General features: G+C 71.4%; 17 protein-coding genes and 4 tRNA genes. 15 read left to right on the forward strand and 6 right to left on the reverse strand.

All coding sequences use genetic code 11. The features are described 5' to 3' along the window. Positions 1–10 precede the first annotated feature (10 nt). Together QMF80_RS11810 and QMF80_RS11815 are read right to left on the reverse strand one after the other, a co-directional pair. The gene (locus QMF80_RS11810; protein WP_283452342.1) at positions 11–1,468 is read right to left on the reverse strand and encodes a SulP family inorganic anion transporter; all 1,458 of its coding nucleotides are present in this window, start codon (positions 1,466–1,468) and stop codon (positions 11–13) included. A 249-nt stretch (positions 1,469–1,717) separates the two neighbouring features. Next, positions 1,718–2,206, reverse strand: a complete 489-nt coding sequence (locus QMF80_RS11815; protein WP_283452344.1) for a YajQ family cyclic di-GMP-binding protein — start codon at positions 2,204–2,206, stop codon at positions 1,718–1,720. A gap of 202 nt (positions 2,207–2,408) precedes the next feature. Between QMF80_RS11815 and QMF80_RS11820 the strand changes: the two genes are divergently transcribed. Next, positions 2,409–2,490 (forward strand) — tRNA-Tyr (locus tag QMF80_RS11820). A 174-nt stretch (positions 2,491–2,664) separates the two neighbouring features. Continuing rightward, the gene (locus QMF80_RS11825; RefSeq protein WP_283452346.1) at positions 2,665–3,105 is read left to right on the forward strand and encodes a DUF3574 domain-containing protein; all 441 of its coding nucleotides are present in this window, start codon (positions 2,665–2,667) and stop codon (positions 3,103–3,105) included. A 108-nt stretch (positions 3,106–3,213) separates the two neighbouring features. Here QMF80_RS11825 and QMF80_RS11830 read toward each other — a convergent pair whose 3' ends face one another. Together QMF80_RS11830 and QMF80_RS11835 are read right to left on the reverse strand one after the other, a co-directional pair. After that, positions 3,214–3,870, reverse strand: a complete 657-nt coding sequence (locus QMF80_RS11830; protein WP_283452348.1) for an SDR family oxidoreductase — start codon at positions 3,868–3,870, stop codon at positions 3,214–3,216. A gap of 54 nt (positions 3,871–3,924) precedes the next feature. Further along, positions 3,925–5,214 carry an amidohydrolase family protein gene (locus QMF80_RS11835; protein ID WP_283452349.1) on the reverse strand — a complete coding sequence of 430 codons (1,290 nt, stop codon included), beginning with the start codon at positions 5,212–5,214 and terminating at the stop codon, positions 3,925–3,927. 253 nt (positions 5,215–5,467) lie between these two features. On the opposite strand from QMF80_RS11835, the gene QMF80_RS11840 reads away from it, so the two are divergent. The 9 genes from QMF80_RS11840 (at position 5,468) to QMF80_RS11880 (ending at position 10,888) form a co-directional block, all read left to right on the forward strand. After that, positions 5,468–5,540, forward strand: a tRNA-Thr gene (locus tag QMF80_RS11840). A 52-nt stretch (positions 5,541–5,592) separates the two neighbouring features. Further along, a tRNA-Met gene (locus QMF80_RS11845) sits at positions 5,593–5,665 on the forward strand. An 88-nt stretch (positions 5,666–5,753) separates the two neighbouring features. After that, positions 5,754–5,918 carry a 50S ribosomal protein L33 gene (rpmG, locus tag QMF80_RS11850; protein ID WP_006604855.1) on the forward strand — a complete coding sequence of 55 codons (165 nt, stop codon included), beginning with the start codon at positions 5,754–5,756 and terminating at the stop codon, positions 5,916–5,918. 107 nt (positions 5,919–6,025) lie between these two features. After that, positions 6,026–6,493: a MaoC family dehydratase N-terminal domain-containing protein gene (locus tag QMF80_RS11855; protein WP_283452367.1), complete on the forward strand. Its 468-nt coding sequence runs from the start codon at positions 6,026–6,028 to the stop codon at positions 6,491–6,493. A 1-nt stretch (position 6,494) separates the two neighbouring features. After that, positions 6,495–6,923: a MaoC family dehydratase gene (locus QMF80_RS11860; RefSeq protein WP_283452369.1), complete on the forward strand. Its 429-nt coding sequence runs from the start codon at positions 6,495–6,497 to the stop codon at positions 6,921–6,923. A gap of 180 nt (positions 6,924–7,103) precedes the next feature. Further along, a complete protein-coding gene (locus QMF80_RS11865; RefSeq protein WP_283452371.1) occupies positions 7,104–7,667 on the forward strand; it encodes a TetR/AcrR family transcriptional regulator in 564 nt (187 codons plus the stop codon). 194 nt (positions 7,668–7,861) lie between these two features. Beyond that, positions 7,862–9,337 carry an MFS transporter gene (locus QMF80_RS11870; RefSeq protein ID WP_283452372.1) on the forward strand — a complete coding sequence of 492 codons (1,476 nt, stop codon included), beginning with the start codon at positions 7,862–7,864 and terminating at the stop codon, positions 9,335–9,337. Beyond that, positions 9,334–10,455 carry a UDP-N-acetylmuramate dehydrogenase gene (locus QMF80_RS11875; RefSeq protein ID WP_283452450.1) on the forward strand — a complete coding sequence of 374 codons (1,122 nt, stop codon included), beginning with the start codon at positions 9,334–9,336 and terminating at the stop codon, positions 10,453–10,455. Before QMF80_RS11870 ends, QMF80_RS11875 begins: the two co-directional genes overlap by 4 nt. A 16-nt stretch (positions 10,456–10,471) precedes the next feature. Beyond that, positions 10,472–10,888: a hypothetical protein gene (locus tag QMF80_RS11880; protein ID WP_283452374.1), complete on the forward strand. Its 417-nt coding sequence runs from the start codon at positions 10,472–10,474 to the stop codon at positions 10,886–10,888. Positions 10,889–10,891: 3 nt separating this feature from the next. Here QMF80_RS11880 and QMF80_RS11885 read toward each other — a convergent pair whose 3' ends face one another. Continuing rightward, on the reverse strand, positions 10,892–11,911 hold the full coding sequence (locus QMF80_RS11885) for an adenosine deaminase (protein WP_283452376.1): 1,020 nt from the start codon (positions 11,909–11,911) through the stop codon (positions 10,892–10,894). A 264-nt stretch (positions 11,912–12,175) separates the two neighbouring features. Then, entirely contained in the window at positions 12,176–13,402 is a 1,227-nt protein-coding gene (locus QMF80_RS11890; protein ID WP_283452378.1) for a pyridoxal phosphate-dependent aminotransferase, read from the reverse strand. A 191-nt stretch (positions 13,403–13,593) separates the two neighbouring features. On the opposite strand from QMF80_RS11890, the gene QMF80_RS11895 reads away from it, so the two are divergent. The 4 genes from QMF80_RS11895 (at position 13,594) to rplK (ending at position 15,707) form a co-directional block, all read left to right on the forward strand. Beyond that, positions 13,594–13,666 (forward strand) — tRNA-Trp (locus tag QMF80_RS11895). A 106-nt stretch (positions 13,667–13,772) separates the two neighbouring features. Next, positions 13,773–14,054, forward strand: coding sequence for a preprotein translocase subunit SecE (secE, locus tag QMF80_RS11900; protein WP_283452380.1), 282 nt, complete (start codon positions 13,773–13,775; stop codon positions 14,052–14,054). Positions 14,055–14,138: 84 nt separating this feature from the next. Beyond that, a complete protein-coding gene (nusG, locus tag QMF80_RS11905) occupies positions 14,139–15,104 on the forward strand; it encodes a transcription termination/antitermination protein NusG (RefSeq protein ID WP_283452381.1) in 966 nt (321 codons plus the stop codon). Positions 15,105–15,272: 168 nt separating this feature from the next. Then, positions 15,273–15,707, forward strand: a complete 435-nt coding sequence (rplK, locus tag QMF80_RS11910; RefSeq protein ID WP_283452383.1) for a 50S ribosomal protein L11 — start codon at positions 15,273–15,275, stop codon at positions 15,705–15,707. The last annotated feature ends 93 nt before the right edge of the window (positions 15,708–15,800 follow it).

The following is a 15,800-nucleotide window of genomic DNA, read 5'->3' on the forward strand; positions in this document are numbered from 1 at the left end:
GCGCGGGACCCTAACCCGTCCCGGTGACGCTCCCGTGACCGTGGCCTGAACCGGCGGCGGCGGTGGCGGCGGCCCGCTGCGCCTGCCACCCGTCGAGCGCCGCCATGCAGGCGTGGTCGAGGTGACGCACCCCGGTCAAGTCGACCCGTACGGGCTGGTCCCCGGGCAGCGCGTCCAGTACGTCGAGCAGCCGGGGCAGCCGCAGGAAGCTCGCGTTCCCCGCCACCCGCACGCACAGCACCTCGCCCTCCCAGACCTCCTCCACCTGCATGCTGGAGGTCTCCCACGCCGCCTTGGCCACCGCGAGCGCCAGCCCCACCAGCACCCCCTCGAAGAGGTTGGTGGCCACGACCGCCCCCGCCGTCGCCACCAGCACCACCGCCTCCCCGGGGTGTGAGCGCCACAGCGCCGCCACCCCGCGCACCGGAAGCAGCTTCCAGCCCGCGTGCAGGAGTACGCCCGCCAGCGCGGCCAGCGGTACGACGGCCAGCGCGTGCGGCAGCAGCACGGCGAACAGCAGCAGCCAGACCCCGTGCAGCACCCGGGCCGCCCGGGTCCGGGCCCCCGCCTCCACATTGGCCGCGCTGCGCACGATCACGGCGGTCATCGGGAGCGCGCCGAGCAGCCCGCACACCGCGTTCCCGGCGCCCTGGGCGATCAGCTCGCGGTCGTAGTCGGTGCGCGGGCCGTCGTGCATGCGGTCCACGGCGGCGGCGCTGAAGAGGGTCTCGGCGGAGGCGATGAGCGCGAAGGCGATCACGGTCCCCACCGCCCCCGCGGAGCCCAGTACGGCGAACTCGCCCCAGCCCGGCGCCGCTACGGCGTCCAGCACCCCCCGCACCTCGATCCGTGCCACCGGCAGCCGCAGCAGCGCCGCGGCCCCGGTGGCCGCCACGACCGCGACGAGCGCTCCCGGCACCACCCGGACGGCGTCCGGCATTCGCCGCCAGCCCGCCGTCACCAGCACGGTCGCGGCCCCCAGCGCGACGGCCGCCCAGTCCGCCTGCGCCGCCAGCCGCACCAGCCCCCCGAACTTCTCCAGGGTCGGTCCGGGCGCCTCCACCCCGGCCGCGGCATAGAGCTGCCCGGTGATCAGTACGAGCCCGATCCCGGCCAGCATCCCCTGCACCACGGCCACCGAGACCGCCCGGAACCACCGGCCCAGGCGCAGCGCGCCCATGCAGAGTTGGAGCAGCCCGGCCGCCAGGACCAGCACCCCGAGCGCGGCCACGCCGTACGCCCGCACCGCCTCGTAGACCAGCACGGTGAGCCCCGCCGCCGGACCGCTGACCTGGAGCGAACTCCCGCGGAACCAGCCGGTGACGAGCCCGCCCACCACCCCGGTGACGATCCCCAGCTCGGCGGGCACCCCCGAGGCGACCGCCACCCCCGCACAGAGCGGCAACGCCACCAGCGCGACCACGACGGACGCTCCCAAGTCCGCACGGAAAGTGCCGTCCCCTGGCATCCGAGACCCCCTGCCCACGCGGTGATGGATGCCCCCAGCGTGCTGGGGCGCACCCCGCGGCTCCCAGTCCCCACCGAGGCCGCCCCGGGTCCACGCGCCGCACGCACGCGGCGCACACCCCCGCCGAGCGCCACCCCCAGGCGCGAACCCCCGAACACCTGCCCGGACCGGACCCCGCTCCGGCCGGGAACGGCCGAGGGCGCAACGGGAGTCGTCCCGTTGCGCCCTCGGTGGCCGCGACCATTGGGGTCAGCGGTAGTTCACGAACTGGATCGCGAAGTCCAGGTCCTTGCCCTTGAGGAGGGTCTGGACTTCCTGGAGGTCGTCGCGGCTCTTCGAGGTGACGCGCAGTTCCTCGCCCTGGACCTGGGCCTTGACGGCCTTGGGGCCCTCGTCGCGGATGATCTTCGCGACCTTCTTGGCGTTCTCCTGGGAGATGCCCTCTTCGATCGTGGCGAAGATCTTGTACTCCTTGCCGGACAGCTGCGGCTCACCGGCGTCCAGCGCCTTCAGCGAGATGCCGCGCTTGATCAGCTTGGTCTCGAACACGTCGAGGATCGCCTTGACGCGCTCCTCGGAGTTCGCCTCCATGATGATCTTCTCGCCGGACCAGGCGATCGTGGCGCCGGTGCCCTTGAAGTCGTAGCGCTGCGAGAGTTCCTTGGCGGCCTGGTTGAGGGCGTTGTCGACCTCCTGCCGCTCGACCTTCGAGACGATGTCGAAACTGGAGTCGGCCATGTGCTGTGGCTCCTTGAAGTCGGCTGTGCTGGCCCACAGGGGCACGCGCCGGACAGACCCCGGCCGCGCCGTCAAGCCTAGCCACCACACCCGCCGACGGCGCAGATCAATCCGGTGGCGAAGCACCCCTGTCCATCGGGTATCGTTTACGTCGTTGCCAGAGAGCACCGCCGCGAGGCGGAAATCAACGGCAGCCTCCCATGGCGGTGTGCCCGAGTGGCCAATGGGAACGGACTGTAAATCCGTCGGCTTAGCCTACCCAGGTTCGAATCCTGGCGCCGCCACGCGACGTGAGACCCCCGTAATTGCGGAAACGCAGCTGCGGGGGTCTTCTCGTTGTGCCGACGCCCGCAGACCGCCTCCCGCGTCGCACACCCCGCAGCCGTACGCCGCCACACCGCTGCCGCGCAGAGGGCGTAGCGACCGCATCGTCGGGCGCCGCCGGTCGTTCAACCCGCGTGACTTGGACTACTGACACCCGTGGCAAGGTCGGCGGCGGGGTGCTGATCGCACTCCTCGGCGCCGGGATCCCCGCGCTGGTCGGCGCCGCCCTGCACGGGCACACCGGCGTGCCCTACCGCGAGACCCGGCTCTACTTCGGCACCGAGCGCCCCGGTGGTGCGCCCCCGGTCGGGGAGCGGGAGTTCGACCGGTTCATCGACCGGAAGATCACCCCCGCCTTCCCCGAGGGGCTGACCGTGCAGCCGGGGCACGGACAGTGGCGCGAACCGAGCGGACGGATCGTCCACGAGACCAGCTACGAGGTGGTCCTGCTCTACCCCGACAAGGGCGCCGACGAGCGCGGCGTACGCATCGAGGAGATCCGCCGGGCGTACCGGAAGGAGTTCGCGCAGGACTCGGTCCTGCGCTCCGACGCCGAGGTCAGCGCCGACTACTGACGGGCCGACGGCCGGCGGACGGCTGGCGGACGGCCGGATCCGTACCGGTCCGTCCGACGTTCCCGTCCGCAGGTCCCGTCCGAGGTTCCCGTCAGCGGGTCGCCGTCCTCAGTTGCCCGCCACGTCCTTGACCGCCACCGCGACCGGGGTCGCGCCCGCCACCAGCTCCAGGGTCAGACCCGCCGTCGCCGGGGTCTCGACCAGCTCCGCCAGCACGGCCGCCACGTCGTCGCGGGGGACCGGCCCGCGGCCCGTACTGGCCTCCAGCCGGACCAGGCCCGTCCCCGCGTCGTCGATGAGGGCGCCGGGGCGCAGGATCGTCCACTCCAGGCCCAGCCGGGTCCGTACGTGGGCGTCCGCCTCGCCCTTCGCCCGCAGGTAGAAGTCGAAGACGCCGTCGCCCGGATGGTCCGCGTCCGCGCCCATCGAAGACACCATCAGGAACCTCGGTACGCGCGCCCGTTCGGCCGCGTCGGAGAACAGCACCGCCGCCGCCCGGTCCACGGTGTCCTTGCGGTCGACCGTACTGCCCGGACCCGCCCCGGCCGCGAACACCGCGACCTGGGCGCCCTGCAGGATGCCCGCCACGTGCTCGACGGTCGCCGACTCCAGGTCGCAGAGCACCGGTTCCGCGCCGGCCGCCCGTAGATCGTCGCCCTGCGCCGGGTCGCGGATGATCCCCGCGACCTCGTACCCGCGCGCGGCGAGCAGGCGCTCCAGCCGCAGCGCGATCTGACCGTGTCCACCCGCGATGACAATGCGCATGCCTCGACCGTACGTCGCCACGGGCGCCCACGCGTCCGAAGGCGCCGCCGACGCTCAGGGACCGGGCTCCATCCGGCCCTGTCGGGGCAGGTCCAGGGCGACCGCGACCGCGGAGTCGCAGTACTCGCGTACGGCACTCGTCCGGGCGACCACCCGCCCGCGGTGGATCACGATCCGGCTGTACGCCAGGGACAGCACCCCCGCGAGCCGCTCCCCGCGCACGGCGAGCAGCTCCGCCGGGAACCCGGCCTCCACCCGCACCTCGGGCAGCCCCATCGCCTCCCGGGCCGCCGTACTCACCGCGTCGTACGCCTCGGCCGCACGCAGCCCGCCCTGCGAGGCCAGCAGGTACGCGGCCTCCAGCGGGTCCCCGCGCCCCACCGGGTTCCCGGCGTCCCGCAGCGCCCCGCTCCCCGCCGCGACCCGCACCCCGGCGGCCCGCAGCAGCCGTACGGGCGCCGTGCGCAGCCCGCGCCGCTCCAGGGCCGCGCAGTCGCCCTGGGGCAGGCAGGTGACCCGTACGCCCGCCGCGCCGAGCTGGTCGGCGGCCCGGGAGGCCACGTCCAGCGGGAGCCGCGAGAGACCGCCGCAGGGCCCGATCGTCACCCCGGGGCGCAGGCCCCCGGCCATCGACGCGAGGCGGGCGAGACGGCCCGGATCGTCACCGTCCGTGTGCAGGTCCACGGGGCAGCCGTGCTCGGCGGCGATCTCCAGGACGGCCTCGACGAAGCCCGCCGGGTCGGGGTCGAGGTCCGGGCAGCCGCCGACGACGGCCGCGCCCATCTTGACCGCGTCGCGCAGCATCGCGAGCCCGTCGGCGCCCGCGACACCGGTCAGCAGCCGGGGTACGGCGACGGCCGTGAGGTCGGCGAGCCCGCGCAGGGACCGGCGGGCCTGGAGCACGGCCTCCATCGGGCCGAGGCCGTGCACATCGGCGATGCGGACGTGCGAGCGGATGGCGGTGGCGCCGTGCCCGAGTTGCAGCAGGGCGGCCTCGGTGGAACGGCGCTGGACCTCGTCGGCCGTGTGGGACACGGGTCCTTCGCCGTCGGCGGTCAGCGCGGTGTCCCCGTGGGCGTGCGGTTCGGCGGGGGCCGGGAGCAGCAGGAAGCCGGTCAGATCGACCCGGCCGGGGGTGGGGGCGGGCAGGCTCCCGGGGGTCCCGACGGCTTGGATCCGGCCGCCGCCGAGCCGTACGTCGACCGTGCGGCCGTCGGTCAGCCGGGCACCGGTGAGCAGCAGCGTCGCCGTGTCCGCCGTGGCGGGAGCGGGGCCGTGGCCGCCGTCCCCGCCGCGGCCGCCGCGCGGGGAGGGGGACGGCTGCGGCGGCTGGCTGTCGGACATCGCGCTCCTGCTGGGGCTCAAGCGGTTCCTGAGCCCGTGGCCGCGGCCCGCGGCCCAAGATCACGCAGCGTGCTCAGAGCCTAGGGCGCGGCGCACTCCGCTTCGCGGAAGAGGGCAATAGTCGTACCGGTGTGGTGCCGGTGCGCGGGGGCGTGCGGATGTCGTCCGGAGGGGGTGGTGAAGTGGGCCGGAAACCAGGCGCCGCAAAGGATTTGGGCGATCGGTGGGCAACCGTGTAATGTCTTCATCGCTCGCCCCAATAGCTCAGTCGGTAGAGCGTCTCCATGGTAAGGAGAAGGTCTGCGGTTCGATTCCGCATTGGGGCTCTGGTGAGAGAGACCCCCCGCCTGCTTTAAGGTGGGGGAGCAATCACATCAAAGCGGCGTAGCTCAGTCGGTAGAGCAAGCGGCTCATAATCGCTGTGTCACCGGTTCAAGTCCGGTCGCCGCTACACACAGTAGCCGATTGCGGGGTCGGTCTCCCGGTCGGCTACTCTTGTTTGCGTTCATCCGTCCACATTTCCGTCAAGGAGCACTCACGTGGCTGCCACCGACGTCCGCCCGAAGATCACGCTGGCCTGCGTGGAGTGCAAGGAGCGGAACTACATCACCAAGAAGAACCGGCGTAACGACCCGGATCGTCTTGAGATGAAGAAGCACTGCCCGCGCTGCAACTCGCACACCGCGCACCGCGAGACCCGCTGACCCCAGCGGTAACTCGAATACAGGCTCCGTCATAAGGTCGTCCCCTGCAAGGGGGGCGGCCTTGTGTCGTTTCTACGTGTCATTTACACCACAGGAGGTAGTGAGCCATGGCGCTCGACCAGTCCTTCGTGGGGCGGACCTATCCGCCCACCGATCCGTACGAGGTCGGCCGGGAGAAGATCCGCGAGTTCGCGGAGGCGGTGGGCGACGCCAACCCCGCCTACACCGACCCCGAAGCCGCCAAGGCGCTGGGCCACCTGGACGTGATCGCGCCTCCGACGTTCGTGTTTGCCATCACATTCCAGGCGGCGGGTCAGGTCATCCAGGACCCGCAGCTGGGTCTGGACTACAGCCGCGTGGTGCACGGGGACCAGAAGTTCGCCTACACGCGGCCGGTGCGGGCCGGTGACCGGCTCGCGGTGACGTCCACCATCGAGGCCGTGAAGTCCCTCGCGGGCAACGACATCATCGACATCCGCGGCGAGGTCCACGACGAGACCGGTGAGCACGTGGTGACCGCGTGGACCAAGCTCGTGTCCCGCGCGCCGGAGCCCGCCGCCACCGAAGGGGCCTGAGATGGCTGCACAGATCAACTACGCGGACGTCGAGGTCGGCACCGAGCTGCCCGCCGGGAGCTTCCCGGTGCTGCGGTCCACGCTGGTCCGGTACGCCGGTGCCTCGGGTGACTTCAACCCGATCCACTGGAACGAGAAGTTCGCCCGTGAGGTCGGACTGCCGGACGTGATCGCGCACGGCATGTTCACCATGGCCGAGGCGATCCGCGTGGTCACGGACTGGACGGGCGACCCGGGCGCGGTGCTGGAGTACGGGGTCCGCTTCATCAAGCCGGTCGTGGTGCCGAACGACGACCGGGGCGCGGTGATCGAGGTCACGGCGAAGGTCGCGGCGAAGCTCGACGAGAACCGGGTCCGGGTGGACCTGACGGCCACGAGCGCGGGCCTGAAGGTCCTGGGCATGTCCCGGGCGGTAGTCCAGCTGTCCTGACGCGCGCGGGCGGCCGGGGGCCGGGAGCCGGGGGCTGGTGTGCTGCCCCGGCCTGGGCTCCCTGCTCCGCAGGGGCCGCCTCCGCCCCCGCCTCCGCCCCCGAAGAGCCGCCACGCCTCCGCCCCCGCCGCCGCCCCGCAGGGGTTGACTTAGTTAGTGAGTGGCCACTAACTTTGGGGCATGGTCAGGATGAGCGCGGACGAGCGGCGCGAGAGCGTCATCAATGCGGCGATGAGCGAGTTCGCCCGGGGCGGGTACTACGGGACCTCCACCGAGGCCATCGCCAAGCGCGTCGGCGTCTCCCAGCCCTACCTCTTCCGGCTCTTCCCCAACAAGCAGGCCATCTTCCTGGCCGCCGCCGGCCGCTGCGTGCAGGACATGCGCTCCGTCTTCACCGAGTCCGCCAAGGGGCTGCACGGCGACGAAGCCCTGGAGGCCATGGGCGCGGCGTACATGCGGCTCATCACGGAGCAGCCGGACAAGCTCCAGATGCAGCTGCAGATCTACGTCACGGTCGCCGCCGCCGAGGCGGCGGGGGAGAGCGAGTTCGGGGAGTCGGTCCGGGCCGGGTGGCTGGAGCTGTGGGACGCGGTTCAGGAGCCCCTGGACAACGACCCGGCCGAGGTCACGCTCTTCATGGCGTACGGGATGCTGATCAACACCCTCTCGGCGATGGGCTTCCCGCCCGGCCACCGGATCTGGGACGCGTGCTATCCGGCCGTCCGCCCCCGGCTCCAGAAGTAGGACGCCGGCCGGGCGCCGGTTCCCGACCGCCCGGGGCCGCGGGCCCGTGAGCCGTCGTCCGCCCGAGGCACCGCGCCGTCGCGGCACCGCCCTATCTCTTCACCTCTCCATCTCCTTACCTCGTGCACGCGCGTTCTTGTGGGCACGGAAGTTAGTAATGCATCACTAACCTTTCACTTTCCACTGGGGGAACCGTGAGCACCACACCCGTACCCGCACCCGACACCCGACTCCGCGGCCCCGCCGTCTGGGCCCTCGTCCTCACCGGTGTCGCCAGCTTCATGGCCGCCCTCGACAACCTCGTCGTCACCACCGCCCTCCCCGCCCTCCGCGAGGATCTCGGCGGCGCGCTCGAAGACCTCGAATGGACGGTGAACGCCTATACCCTCACGTTCGCCGTCCTCCTCATGTTCGGCTCCGCCCTCGGCGACCGCTTCGGCCGCCGCAGGCTCTTCATCACCGGGCTCACGATCTTCACCGGCGCCTCCGCCGCGGCCGCCCTCTCGCCCGGGATCGACGCCCTCATCGCCGCCCGCGCCGTCCAGGGCGTCGGCGCCGCGATCATGATGCCGCTCACCCTCACCCTGCTGACCGCCGCCGTCCCGGCCGCCCGCCGCGGTATGGCCCTCGGGATCTACGGCGCCGTCACCGGCCTCGCCGTCGCCAGCGGCCCGCTCATCGGCGGCAGCCTCACCGAGCACATCTCCTGGCAGTGGATCTTCTGGCTGAACGTGCCGATCGGCCTCGCCCTGATCCCGCTCGCCCGCCTGCGCCTGGTCGAGTCCACCGCCCCCAACTCCCGCCTGGACATCCCCGGCACCCTCCTCATCAGCGGCGGACTCTTCGGGATCGTCTACGCCCTGGTCAACGCCAACGCACACGGCTGGACCAGCGCCCCGGTCCTGACCGGCCTGATCCTCGGCGGCGCCCTCGTCGGCGGGTTCGTCTACCACGGCATCAACAGCGCGAACCCGATGCTCCCCATGCGGCTCTTCCGCAACCGCGGCTTCCTCGGGATCAACTTCGCCAGCCTGCTGATGTTCCTCGGCATGTTCGGCTCGATCTTCCTGCTCAGCCAGTTCCTCCAGGGCGTCACGGGTTACTCGCCCACCGAAGCGGGCCTGCGCATGCTGCCCTGGACCGGCATGCCGATGATCGTCGCCCCGATCGCCGGAATCCTCTCCGACCGCATCGGCGGCCGCCCCGTCGTCGCCGCCGGACTCGCCTTCCAGGCGATCGGCCTCGGCTGGTTCGCGATGGTGCTCAGCGCCGACGTCTCGTACACCGCCCAGCTCCCGGCCCTGATCCTCAGCGGCATCGGCATGGCCCTGTACTTCGCCCCCGCCGCGAACGTCCTGATGTCCACCGTCACCCCCGCCGACCAGGGCAAGGCCTCCGGCGCCAACAACGCCCTGCGCGAGCTGGGCGGCGCCCTCGGTGTCGCCGTCCTCGCCTCGGTCTTCTCCGCCCAGGGCGGCTACGAGACCCCGCAGTCCTTCACCGACGGAACCGTCCCCGCCCTGTGGATCGGCGCGGGCGCCGTCGCCCTGGCCGCCCTGCTGGCCCTGCTCCTGCCCGGCCGCGCCGCGCAGCGCGCCCAGGCCGCGGGCCCGGTCAGCGGCTCCGCGACGGCCCCGGCCGAGGCCCGGGTCAAGGTCGCCGCACACTGACGGCCCCCTACGGTCCGTGGCCCCGCCGGGAAGCGGGGGCCACGGACCGTACTCTTGTCCACGTGCAGGAACTCCACGATGCCCCCCTCGCCCCGCTGACCACCTTCCGCCTCGGCGGCCCGGCCACCCGGCTGGTCACCGCGACCACCGACGCCGAGGTCACCGCCGCCGTGCGCGCGGCCGACGAGAGCGGCACCCCGCTCCTGATCATCGGCGGCGGCAGCAACCTGGTCATCGGCGACCAGGGCTTCGACGGCACCGCCCTGCGCATCGCGACCACCGGCTTCGTCCTCGACGGCGCCACCCTGGAACTCGCCGCGGGCGAGAACTGGAGCGAGGCCGTCGCCCGCACCGTCGAAGCGGGCCTCGCCGGGATCGAATGCCTCGCCGGGATCCCCGGCTCCGCCGGAGCGACCCCCGTGCAGAACGTCGGGGCGTACGGCCAGGAGGTGTCCAGCACCATCACCGAGGTCGTCGCCTACGACCGTACGCTCGGCGAAACGATCACCCTCACCAACGCCGAATGCGCGTTCTCGTACCGCCACAGCACCTTCAAGGAGCACCCGGAGCGCTACGTCGTCCTGCGCGTCCGCTTCGCCCTGGAAGCCGCGGGCGGCCTCTCCGCGCCGATCAAGTACCCCGAGACCGCCCGCGCCCTCGGCGTCGAGGCGGGCGACCGGGTCCCCGCCGCCACCGCCCGCGAGACCGTCCTGCGGCTGCGCGCCTGCAAGGGCATGGTGCTCGACCCCGCCGACCACGACACCTGGTCCGCCGGTTCCTTCTTCACCAACCCGGTCCTGAGCGACGAGGCCTACGCCGCTTTCCTGGCCCGCGTCCACGACCGCCTCGGCCCCGACACCGCCCCGCCCGCCTACCCGGCGGCCGACGGCCGTACGAAGACCAGCGCGGCCTGGCTGATCGACAAGGCGGGCTTCACCAAGGGGTACGGCTCCGGCCCCGCCCGGATCTCCACCAAGCACACCCTGGCCCTCACCAACCGCGGCGAGGCCACCACCGAGGACCTCCTCACCCTGGCCCGCGAGGTCGTCGCGGGCGTCCACGCGGCCTTCGGCGTCACCCTGGTCAACGAACCGGTGACGGTCGGCGTCAGCATCTGAGGAGTCCCGGCCGCCCATGATCTGTCCCCGGCACGGGGCCGGTACGGACCCCACCAGACTGGTGGGACGCACGATCGCCAGCATCGTCGCGTCCTGGCACGTCTACGAGGGCGAACGCTCCGAAGCCCCCCTCGACGTCTGGCTCATCGACGACGAGGGCGACTCCACCAGGATCACCACCGGCTCCGACCGGTGCCTGATCGTCGAGTCGGCCGACCCGCACGCGCCCTGCGACATGGACGAGTGGGGCCGGATCGAGGTCGGCGAGGACCTCGGCGACCACCCCTTCCTGCGCCACCTCGGTGACACCGTGGCGACGGTGAGCGAGTACGCGGCCCCGCGGACCGGCCGCACCCAGCTGGAGATCGGCTTCGCCGACGGCGACCGGGTGCGGGCCGACTGCTGGGAAGGCGACCTCCGTCTCACCCGCTGAGACTCAGCTGGTCAGCCAGTGGTCGATCCCCGCCAGCAGCTTGGCCTGTACGTCCTCGGGCGCGGCCGAACCGCGCACCGACTGCCGGGCCAGCTCGGCCAGCTCCGCGTCCGTGAAGGCGTGGTGGCGGCGGGCGATCTCGTACTGCGCCGCCAGCCGGGACCCGAACAGCAGCGGGTCGTCGGCGCCCAGCGCCATCGGCACGCCCGCCTCGAACAGGGTCCGCAGCGGAACGTCCTCGTGGCGCTCATAGACCCCCAGGGCCACATTGGACGCCGGACAGACCTCGCAGGTGATCTGGCGGTCGGCCAGCCGCTGCAGCAGCCGCGGGTCCTCGGCGGCCCGGACGCCGTGCCCGATGCGGGCGGCGCGCAGATCGTCCAGGCAGTCCCGGACGGAGGAGGGCCCGCTCAGCTCACCGCCGTGCGGGGCCGCCAGCAGACCGCCCTCGCGGGCGATCGCGAAGGCCCGGTCGAAGTCGCGGGCCATGCCGCGGCGCTCGTCGTTCGAGAGCCCGAAGCCGACGATGCCGCGGTCGGCGTAGCGGACGGCGAGCCGCGCCAGGGTCCGGGCGTCGAGGGGGTGCTTCATCCGGTTCGCGGCGATGACCACGCGCATGCCCAGGCCCGTCTCGCGGGAGGCGGCGTCCACGGCGTCCAGGATGATCTCCACGGCCGGGATCATGCCGCCGAGCAGGGGGGCGTAGGAGGTCGGATCCACCTGGATCTCCAGCCAGCCGCTGCCGTCCCGTACGTCCTCCTCCGCGGCCTCGCGGACCAGGCGCCGGATGTCGTCGGGCTCGCGCAGGCAGGAGCGGGCGGCGTCGTAGAGCCGCTGGAAACGGAACCAGCCGCGCTCATCGGTGGCCCGCAGTTTGGGTGGCTCTCCGCCGGTCAGCGCGTCGGGCAGCCGCACGCCGTACTTGTCGGCCAGCTCCAGCAGGGTCGACGGGCGCATCGAACCCGTGAAGTGCAGGTGGAGGTGGGCTTTCGGCAGAAGCGTGAGATCGCGTACGTGCTCCATCCGGTGATCCTGCCGTACGAATCGCCCGCGCGGCAGTCCGTTTCCCGATCGGGACCGTTCCCGAACGCAGTTCCACCGGGGTCCAGGTCCCCGCGCGGCGGTTCCCCCACCCGCCCCACCCGCCCCGCCCCGTCCCGTCCCGGAACCGGCTCCGCCCGGACGCGGTCCCCACCCGCCGGGCGCCCTGGCAATCCAGCCAACGGGAAGGGGGCCCGGGACGGAACCCGGGCCCCCCTCTACTCCGCCGTGCCGCCCGCCCTACGGCTAGGCCTTGGCCTCGGCCAGGAGCTTCTGGATCCGGGACACGCCCTCCACCAGGTCCTCGTCACCGAGCGCGTACGAAAGGCGCAGGTAGCCGGGGGTGCCGAAGGCCTCGCCCGGGACGACCGCGACCTCGACCTCGTCCAGGATCAGGGCCGCCAGCTCGACCGAGCTCTGCGGTCGCTGCCCGCGGATCTCCTTGCCCAGCAGCTCCTTCACCGAGGGGTACGCGTAGAACGCGCCCTCGGGGGTCGGGCAGAAGACGCCCTCGATCTCGTTGAGCATCTTGACCATGGTCTGGCGGCGGCGGTCGAAGGCCTTGCGCATCTCCGCGACCGCGTCCAGGTTCCCGGACACCGCGGCCAGCGCGGCGACCTGCGCCACGTTGGAGACGTTCGAGGTGGCGTGCGACTGGAGGTTCGTCGCGGCCTTGACGACGTCCTTCGGGCCCACGATCCACCCGACGCGCCAGCCGGTCATGGCGTACGTCTTGGCCACGCCGTTGACGACGATGCACTTGTCGGCGAGCGCGGGCACCAGCACGGGCAGCGAGGTGAACTTCGCGTCCCCGTAGACCAGGTGCTCGTAGATCTCGTCGGTCAGCACCCACAGGCCGTGCTCGGCTGCCCACTCGCCGATGGCGCGGGAGTCCTCCTCCGAGTAGACGGCGCCGGTCGGGTTCGACGGGGAAACGAAGAGGACGACCTTCGTGCGCTCGGTGCGCGCCGCTTCCAGCTGCTCGACGGTGACCCGGTAACCAGTGGTCTCGTCGGCCACGACGTCGACCGGCACACCGCCCGCGAGACGGATCGACTCGGGGTAGGTGGTCCAGTAAGGGGCCGGGACGATGACCTCGTCGCCCGGGTCGAGGATCGCGGCGAAGGCCTCGTAGATGGCCTGCTTGCCACCGTTGGTGACGAGGATCTGGGCCGGGTCGACGGCGTAGCCCGAGTCGCGCAGCGTCTTCTCCGCGATGGCCTTCTTCAGCTCCGGCAGGCCACCCGCCGGGGTGTAGCGGTGGTACTTCGGGTTGCGGCAGGCCTCGACCGCGGCCTCGACGATGTAGTCGGGGGTCGGGAAGTCGGGCTCACCGGCGCCGAAGCCGATCACCGGACGGCCCGCGGCCTTGAGGGCCTTGGCCTTGGCGTCGACGGCGAGGGTGGCGGACTCGGAAATGGCGCCGATACGGGCGGAGACCCGGCGCTCGGAAGAAGGCGTTGCAGAGCTCATGCGGCCAATCGTCCCAGACCGCGAAGTGCCGCCGCACACCGTTTCACTTACCGGACGGAGCAGGTCCGGCCCGTCTCTGTTCGACGTCGGGGCCGGGACCACGTATGCTCACCTGTCGTTGGACCTCACCAACCGCTTCAAACGCGTGCACTCCGTGCACTCGCTCGGATGCGGTAGGTTGGGGAAAGCAAAGGGTCGTAGCTCAATTGGTAGAGCACTGGTCTCCAAAACCAGCGGTTGGGGGTTCGAGTCCCTCCGGCCCTGCTCCACACTCCTTCGCCGGAAGTGTGCGCAGGTACGTACATCTATGCACCGCCGTGCGGCTCAACCGGGGCGCGGCACGGCCATGACCCGGATTCAGGTGAGAGACGTGACGGACGCCGTGGGCTCCATCGACATGCCTGACGCCGAGGACGAGACCCGCGAGAAGAAGGCCCGAAAGGGCGGCAAGCGCGGAAAGAAGGGCCCCCTGGGCCGTCTCGCGCTCTTCTACCGGCAGATCGTCGCGGAGCTCCGCAAGGTCGTCTGGCCGACTCGCAACCAGCTGACGACGTACACCACTGTGGTGATCGTGTTCGTCGTCATCATGATCGGTCTTGTTACCGTGATTGACTATGGCTTCAACGCGGCCATCAAGTTCGTCTTCGGCTGATCCCCGCGGGGGGCGGCACCTTGATGGGTGCCGCCCGTTTTCGCATGTTCCACCCCATTTTGTATCCAGGAAGAAGCAGCCACCGTGTCTGACCCGAACCTGAACGCGAGCCCCGACTCCGTCGAGTCCGTCGAGGACGCGCTCGACATCGTCGAGGCGGCGGACGCTGCTGACCCGGACGAGGTCGAGATCGCCGACGCCGAGGCGGGTGTCGCGGCCGAGGAGGCCGCCGTGCACGTCGTCGACGAGGACGAGGCGTCCGACGAGGCTGACGACACCGACGAGGACCTCGCCGCCGACGCGGCCGACGAGGACACCCCGGCTGACGACGACGCCGAGGACGGCGACGCCGAGGACGAGGCCGACGACGCCGAAGAGGCGGACGAGGCCGACGCCGAGGCCACCGCCGAGGACGAAGAGCCCGCGGAGCCGGTCGACCCGATCCAGGCCCTGCGCGACGAACTCCGCAGCCTGCCCGGCGAGTGGTACGTGATCCACACCTACGCGGGCTACGAGAAGCGCGTGAAGGCGAACCTGGAGCAGCGCGCCGTCTCGCTGAACGTCGAGGACTTCATCTACTCGGCCGAAGTGCCCGAGGAAGAGATCGTCCAGATCAAGAACGGCGAGCGCAAGAACGTCCGGCAGAACAAGCTGCCCGGTTACGTTCTCGTCCGCATGGATCTGACGAACGAGTCCTGGGGCGTCGTCCGCAACACCCCGGGCGTCACCGGCTTCGTGGGCAACGCCTACGACCCGTACCCGTTGACCCTCGACGAGATCGTCAAGATGCTCGCCCCCGAGGCGCAGGAGAAGGCCGCCAAGCTGGCCGCGGAAGAGGCCGGTCTGCCCGCGCCCGCCGTCAAGCGCACCATCGAGGTCCTGGACTTCGAGGTCGGCGACTCGGTCACCGTCACCGACGGCCCGTTCGCCACGCTCCAGGCGACCATCAACGAGATCAACCCGGACTCGAAGAAGGTCAAGGGTCTCGTCGAGATCTTCGGCCGCGAGACCCCGGTCGAGCTGAGCTTCGACCAGATCCAGAAGAACTGATCCAGATCTTCTGACACACGCTTCCAGCCAGGTCAGATCGCCCCGGAAAGGGTGGTCTGACCTGCTGGGTTTTCAGCCCCGCCCTGATACCCGTTATCGTGGTGCGGTATGCCTCCATCCGGATGACCGGTTGGCGGCGAAAAACTCTCACAGGACCCGGAGAGAGCAATGCCTCCCAAGAAGAAGAAGATCACGGGGCTCATCAAGCTCCAGATCAAGGCCGGTGCGGCCAACCCGGCGCCGCCGGTCGGCCCCGCGCTCGGTCAGCACGGCGTCAACATCATGGAGTTCTGCAAGGCCTACAACGCCGCGACCGAGTCGCAGCGTGGCATGGTCGTGCCGGTGGAGATCACGGTCTACGACGACCGCTCCTTCACCTTCGTGACGAAGACCCCCCCGGCCGCGCGTCTGATCCTCAAGCACGCGGGTGTGGAGAAGGGCTCGGGCGAGCCTCACAAGACCAAGGTCGCCAAGCTCACCGGCGCCCAGGTCCGCGAGATCGCCACGCTGAAGATGCCTGACCTGAACGCCAACGACCTGGCCGCCGCCGAGAAGATCATCGCCGGCACCGCCCGTTCGATGGGCATCACGGTCGAGGGCTGATCCAGCCCCTCGCACGCCCCAGTGGTAGGGCCAGCGCTGGCCCGCACCACGACTCCACACCAGCCACGCGGCGGAAGCCGCATGGTGCTATCT

It is taken from the genome of Streptomyces sp. G-G2, assembly GCF_030063135.1.
Lineage (GTDB): Bacteria > Actinomycetota > Actinomycetes > Streptomycetales > Streptomycetaceae > Streptomyces.

Coding starts and splice junctions, on each gene's coding strand:
- QMF80_RS11835 (WP_283452349.1), bottom strand. CDS start 5,214: ATGTCCGACAGCCAGCCGCCGCAGCCGTCCCCCTCCCCGCGCGGCGGC.
- QMF80_RS11865 (WP_283452371.1), top strand. CDS start 7,104: ATGGTCAGGATGAGCGCGGACGAGCGGCGCGAGAGCGTCATCAATGCG.
- rplK (WP_283452383.1), top strand. CDS start 15,273: ATGCCTCCCAAGAAGAAGAAGATCACGGGGCTCATCAAGCTCCAGATC.
- QMF80_RS11830 (WP_283452348.1), bottom strand. CDS start 3,870: ATGCGCATTGTCATCGCGGGTGGACACGGTCAGATCGCGCTGCGGCTG.
- QMF80_RS11885 (WP_283452376.1), bottom strand. CDS start 11,911: ATGGAGCACGTACGCGATCTCACGCTTCTGCCGAAAGCCCACCTCCAC.
- QMF80_RS11890 (WP_283452378.1), bottom strand. CDS start 13,402: ATGAGCTCTGCAACGCCTTCTTCCGAGCGCCGGGTCTCCGCCCGTATC.
- QMF80_RS11880 (WP_283452374.1), top strand. CDS start 10,472: ATGATCTGTCCCCGGCACGGGGCCGGTACGGACCCCACCAGACTGGTG.
- QMF80_RS11855 (WP_283452367.1), top strand. CDS start 6,026: ATGGCGCTCGACCAGTCCTTCGTGGGGCGGACCTATCCGCCCACCGAT.
- QMF80_RS11815 (WP_283452344.1), bottom strand. CDS start 2,206: ATGGCCGACTCCAGTTTCGACATCGTCTCGAAGGTCGAGCGGCAGGAG.
- QMF80_RS11810 (WP_283452342.1), bottom strand. CDS start 1,468: ATGCCAGGGGACGGCACTTTCCGTGCGGACTTGGGAGCGTCCGTCGTG.
- QMF80_RS11860 (WP_283452369.1), top strand. CDS start 6,495: ATGGCTGCACAGATCAACTACGCGGACGTCGAGGTCGGCACCGAGCTG.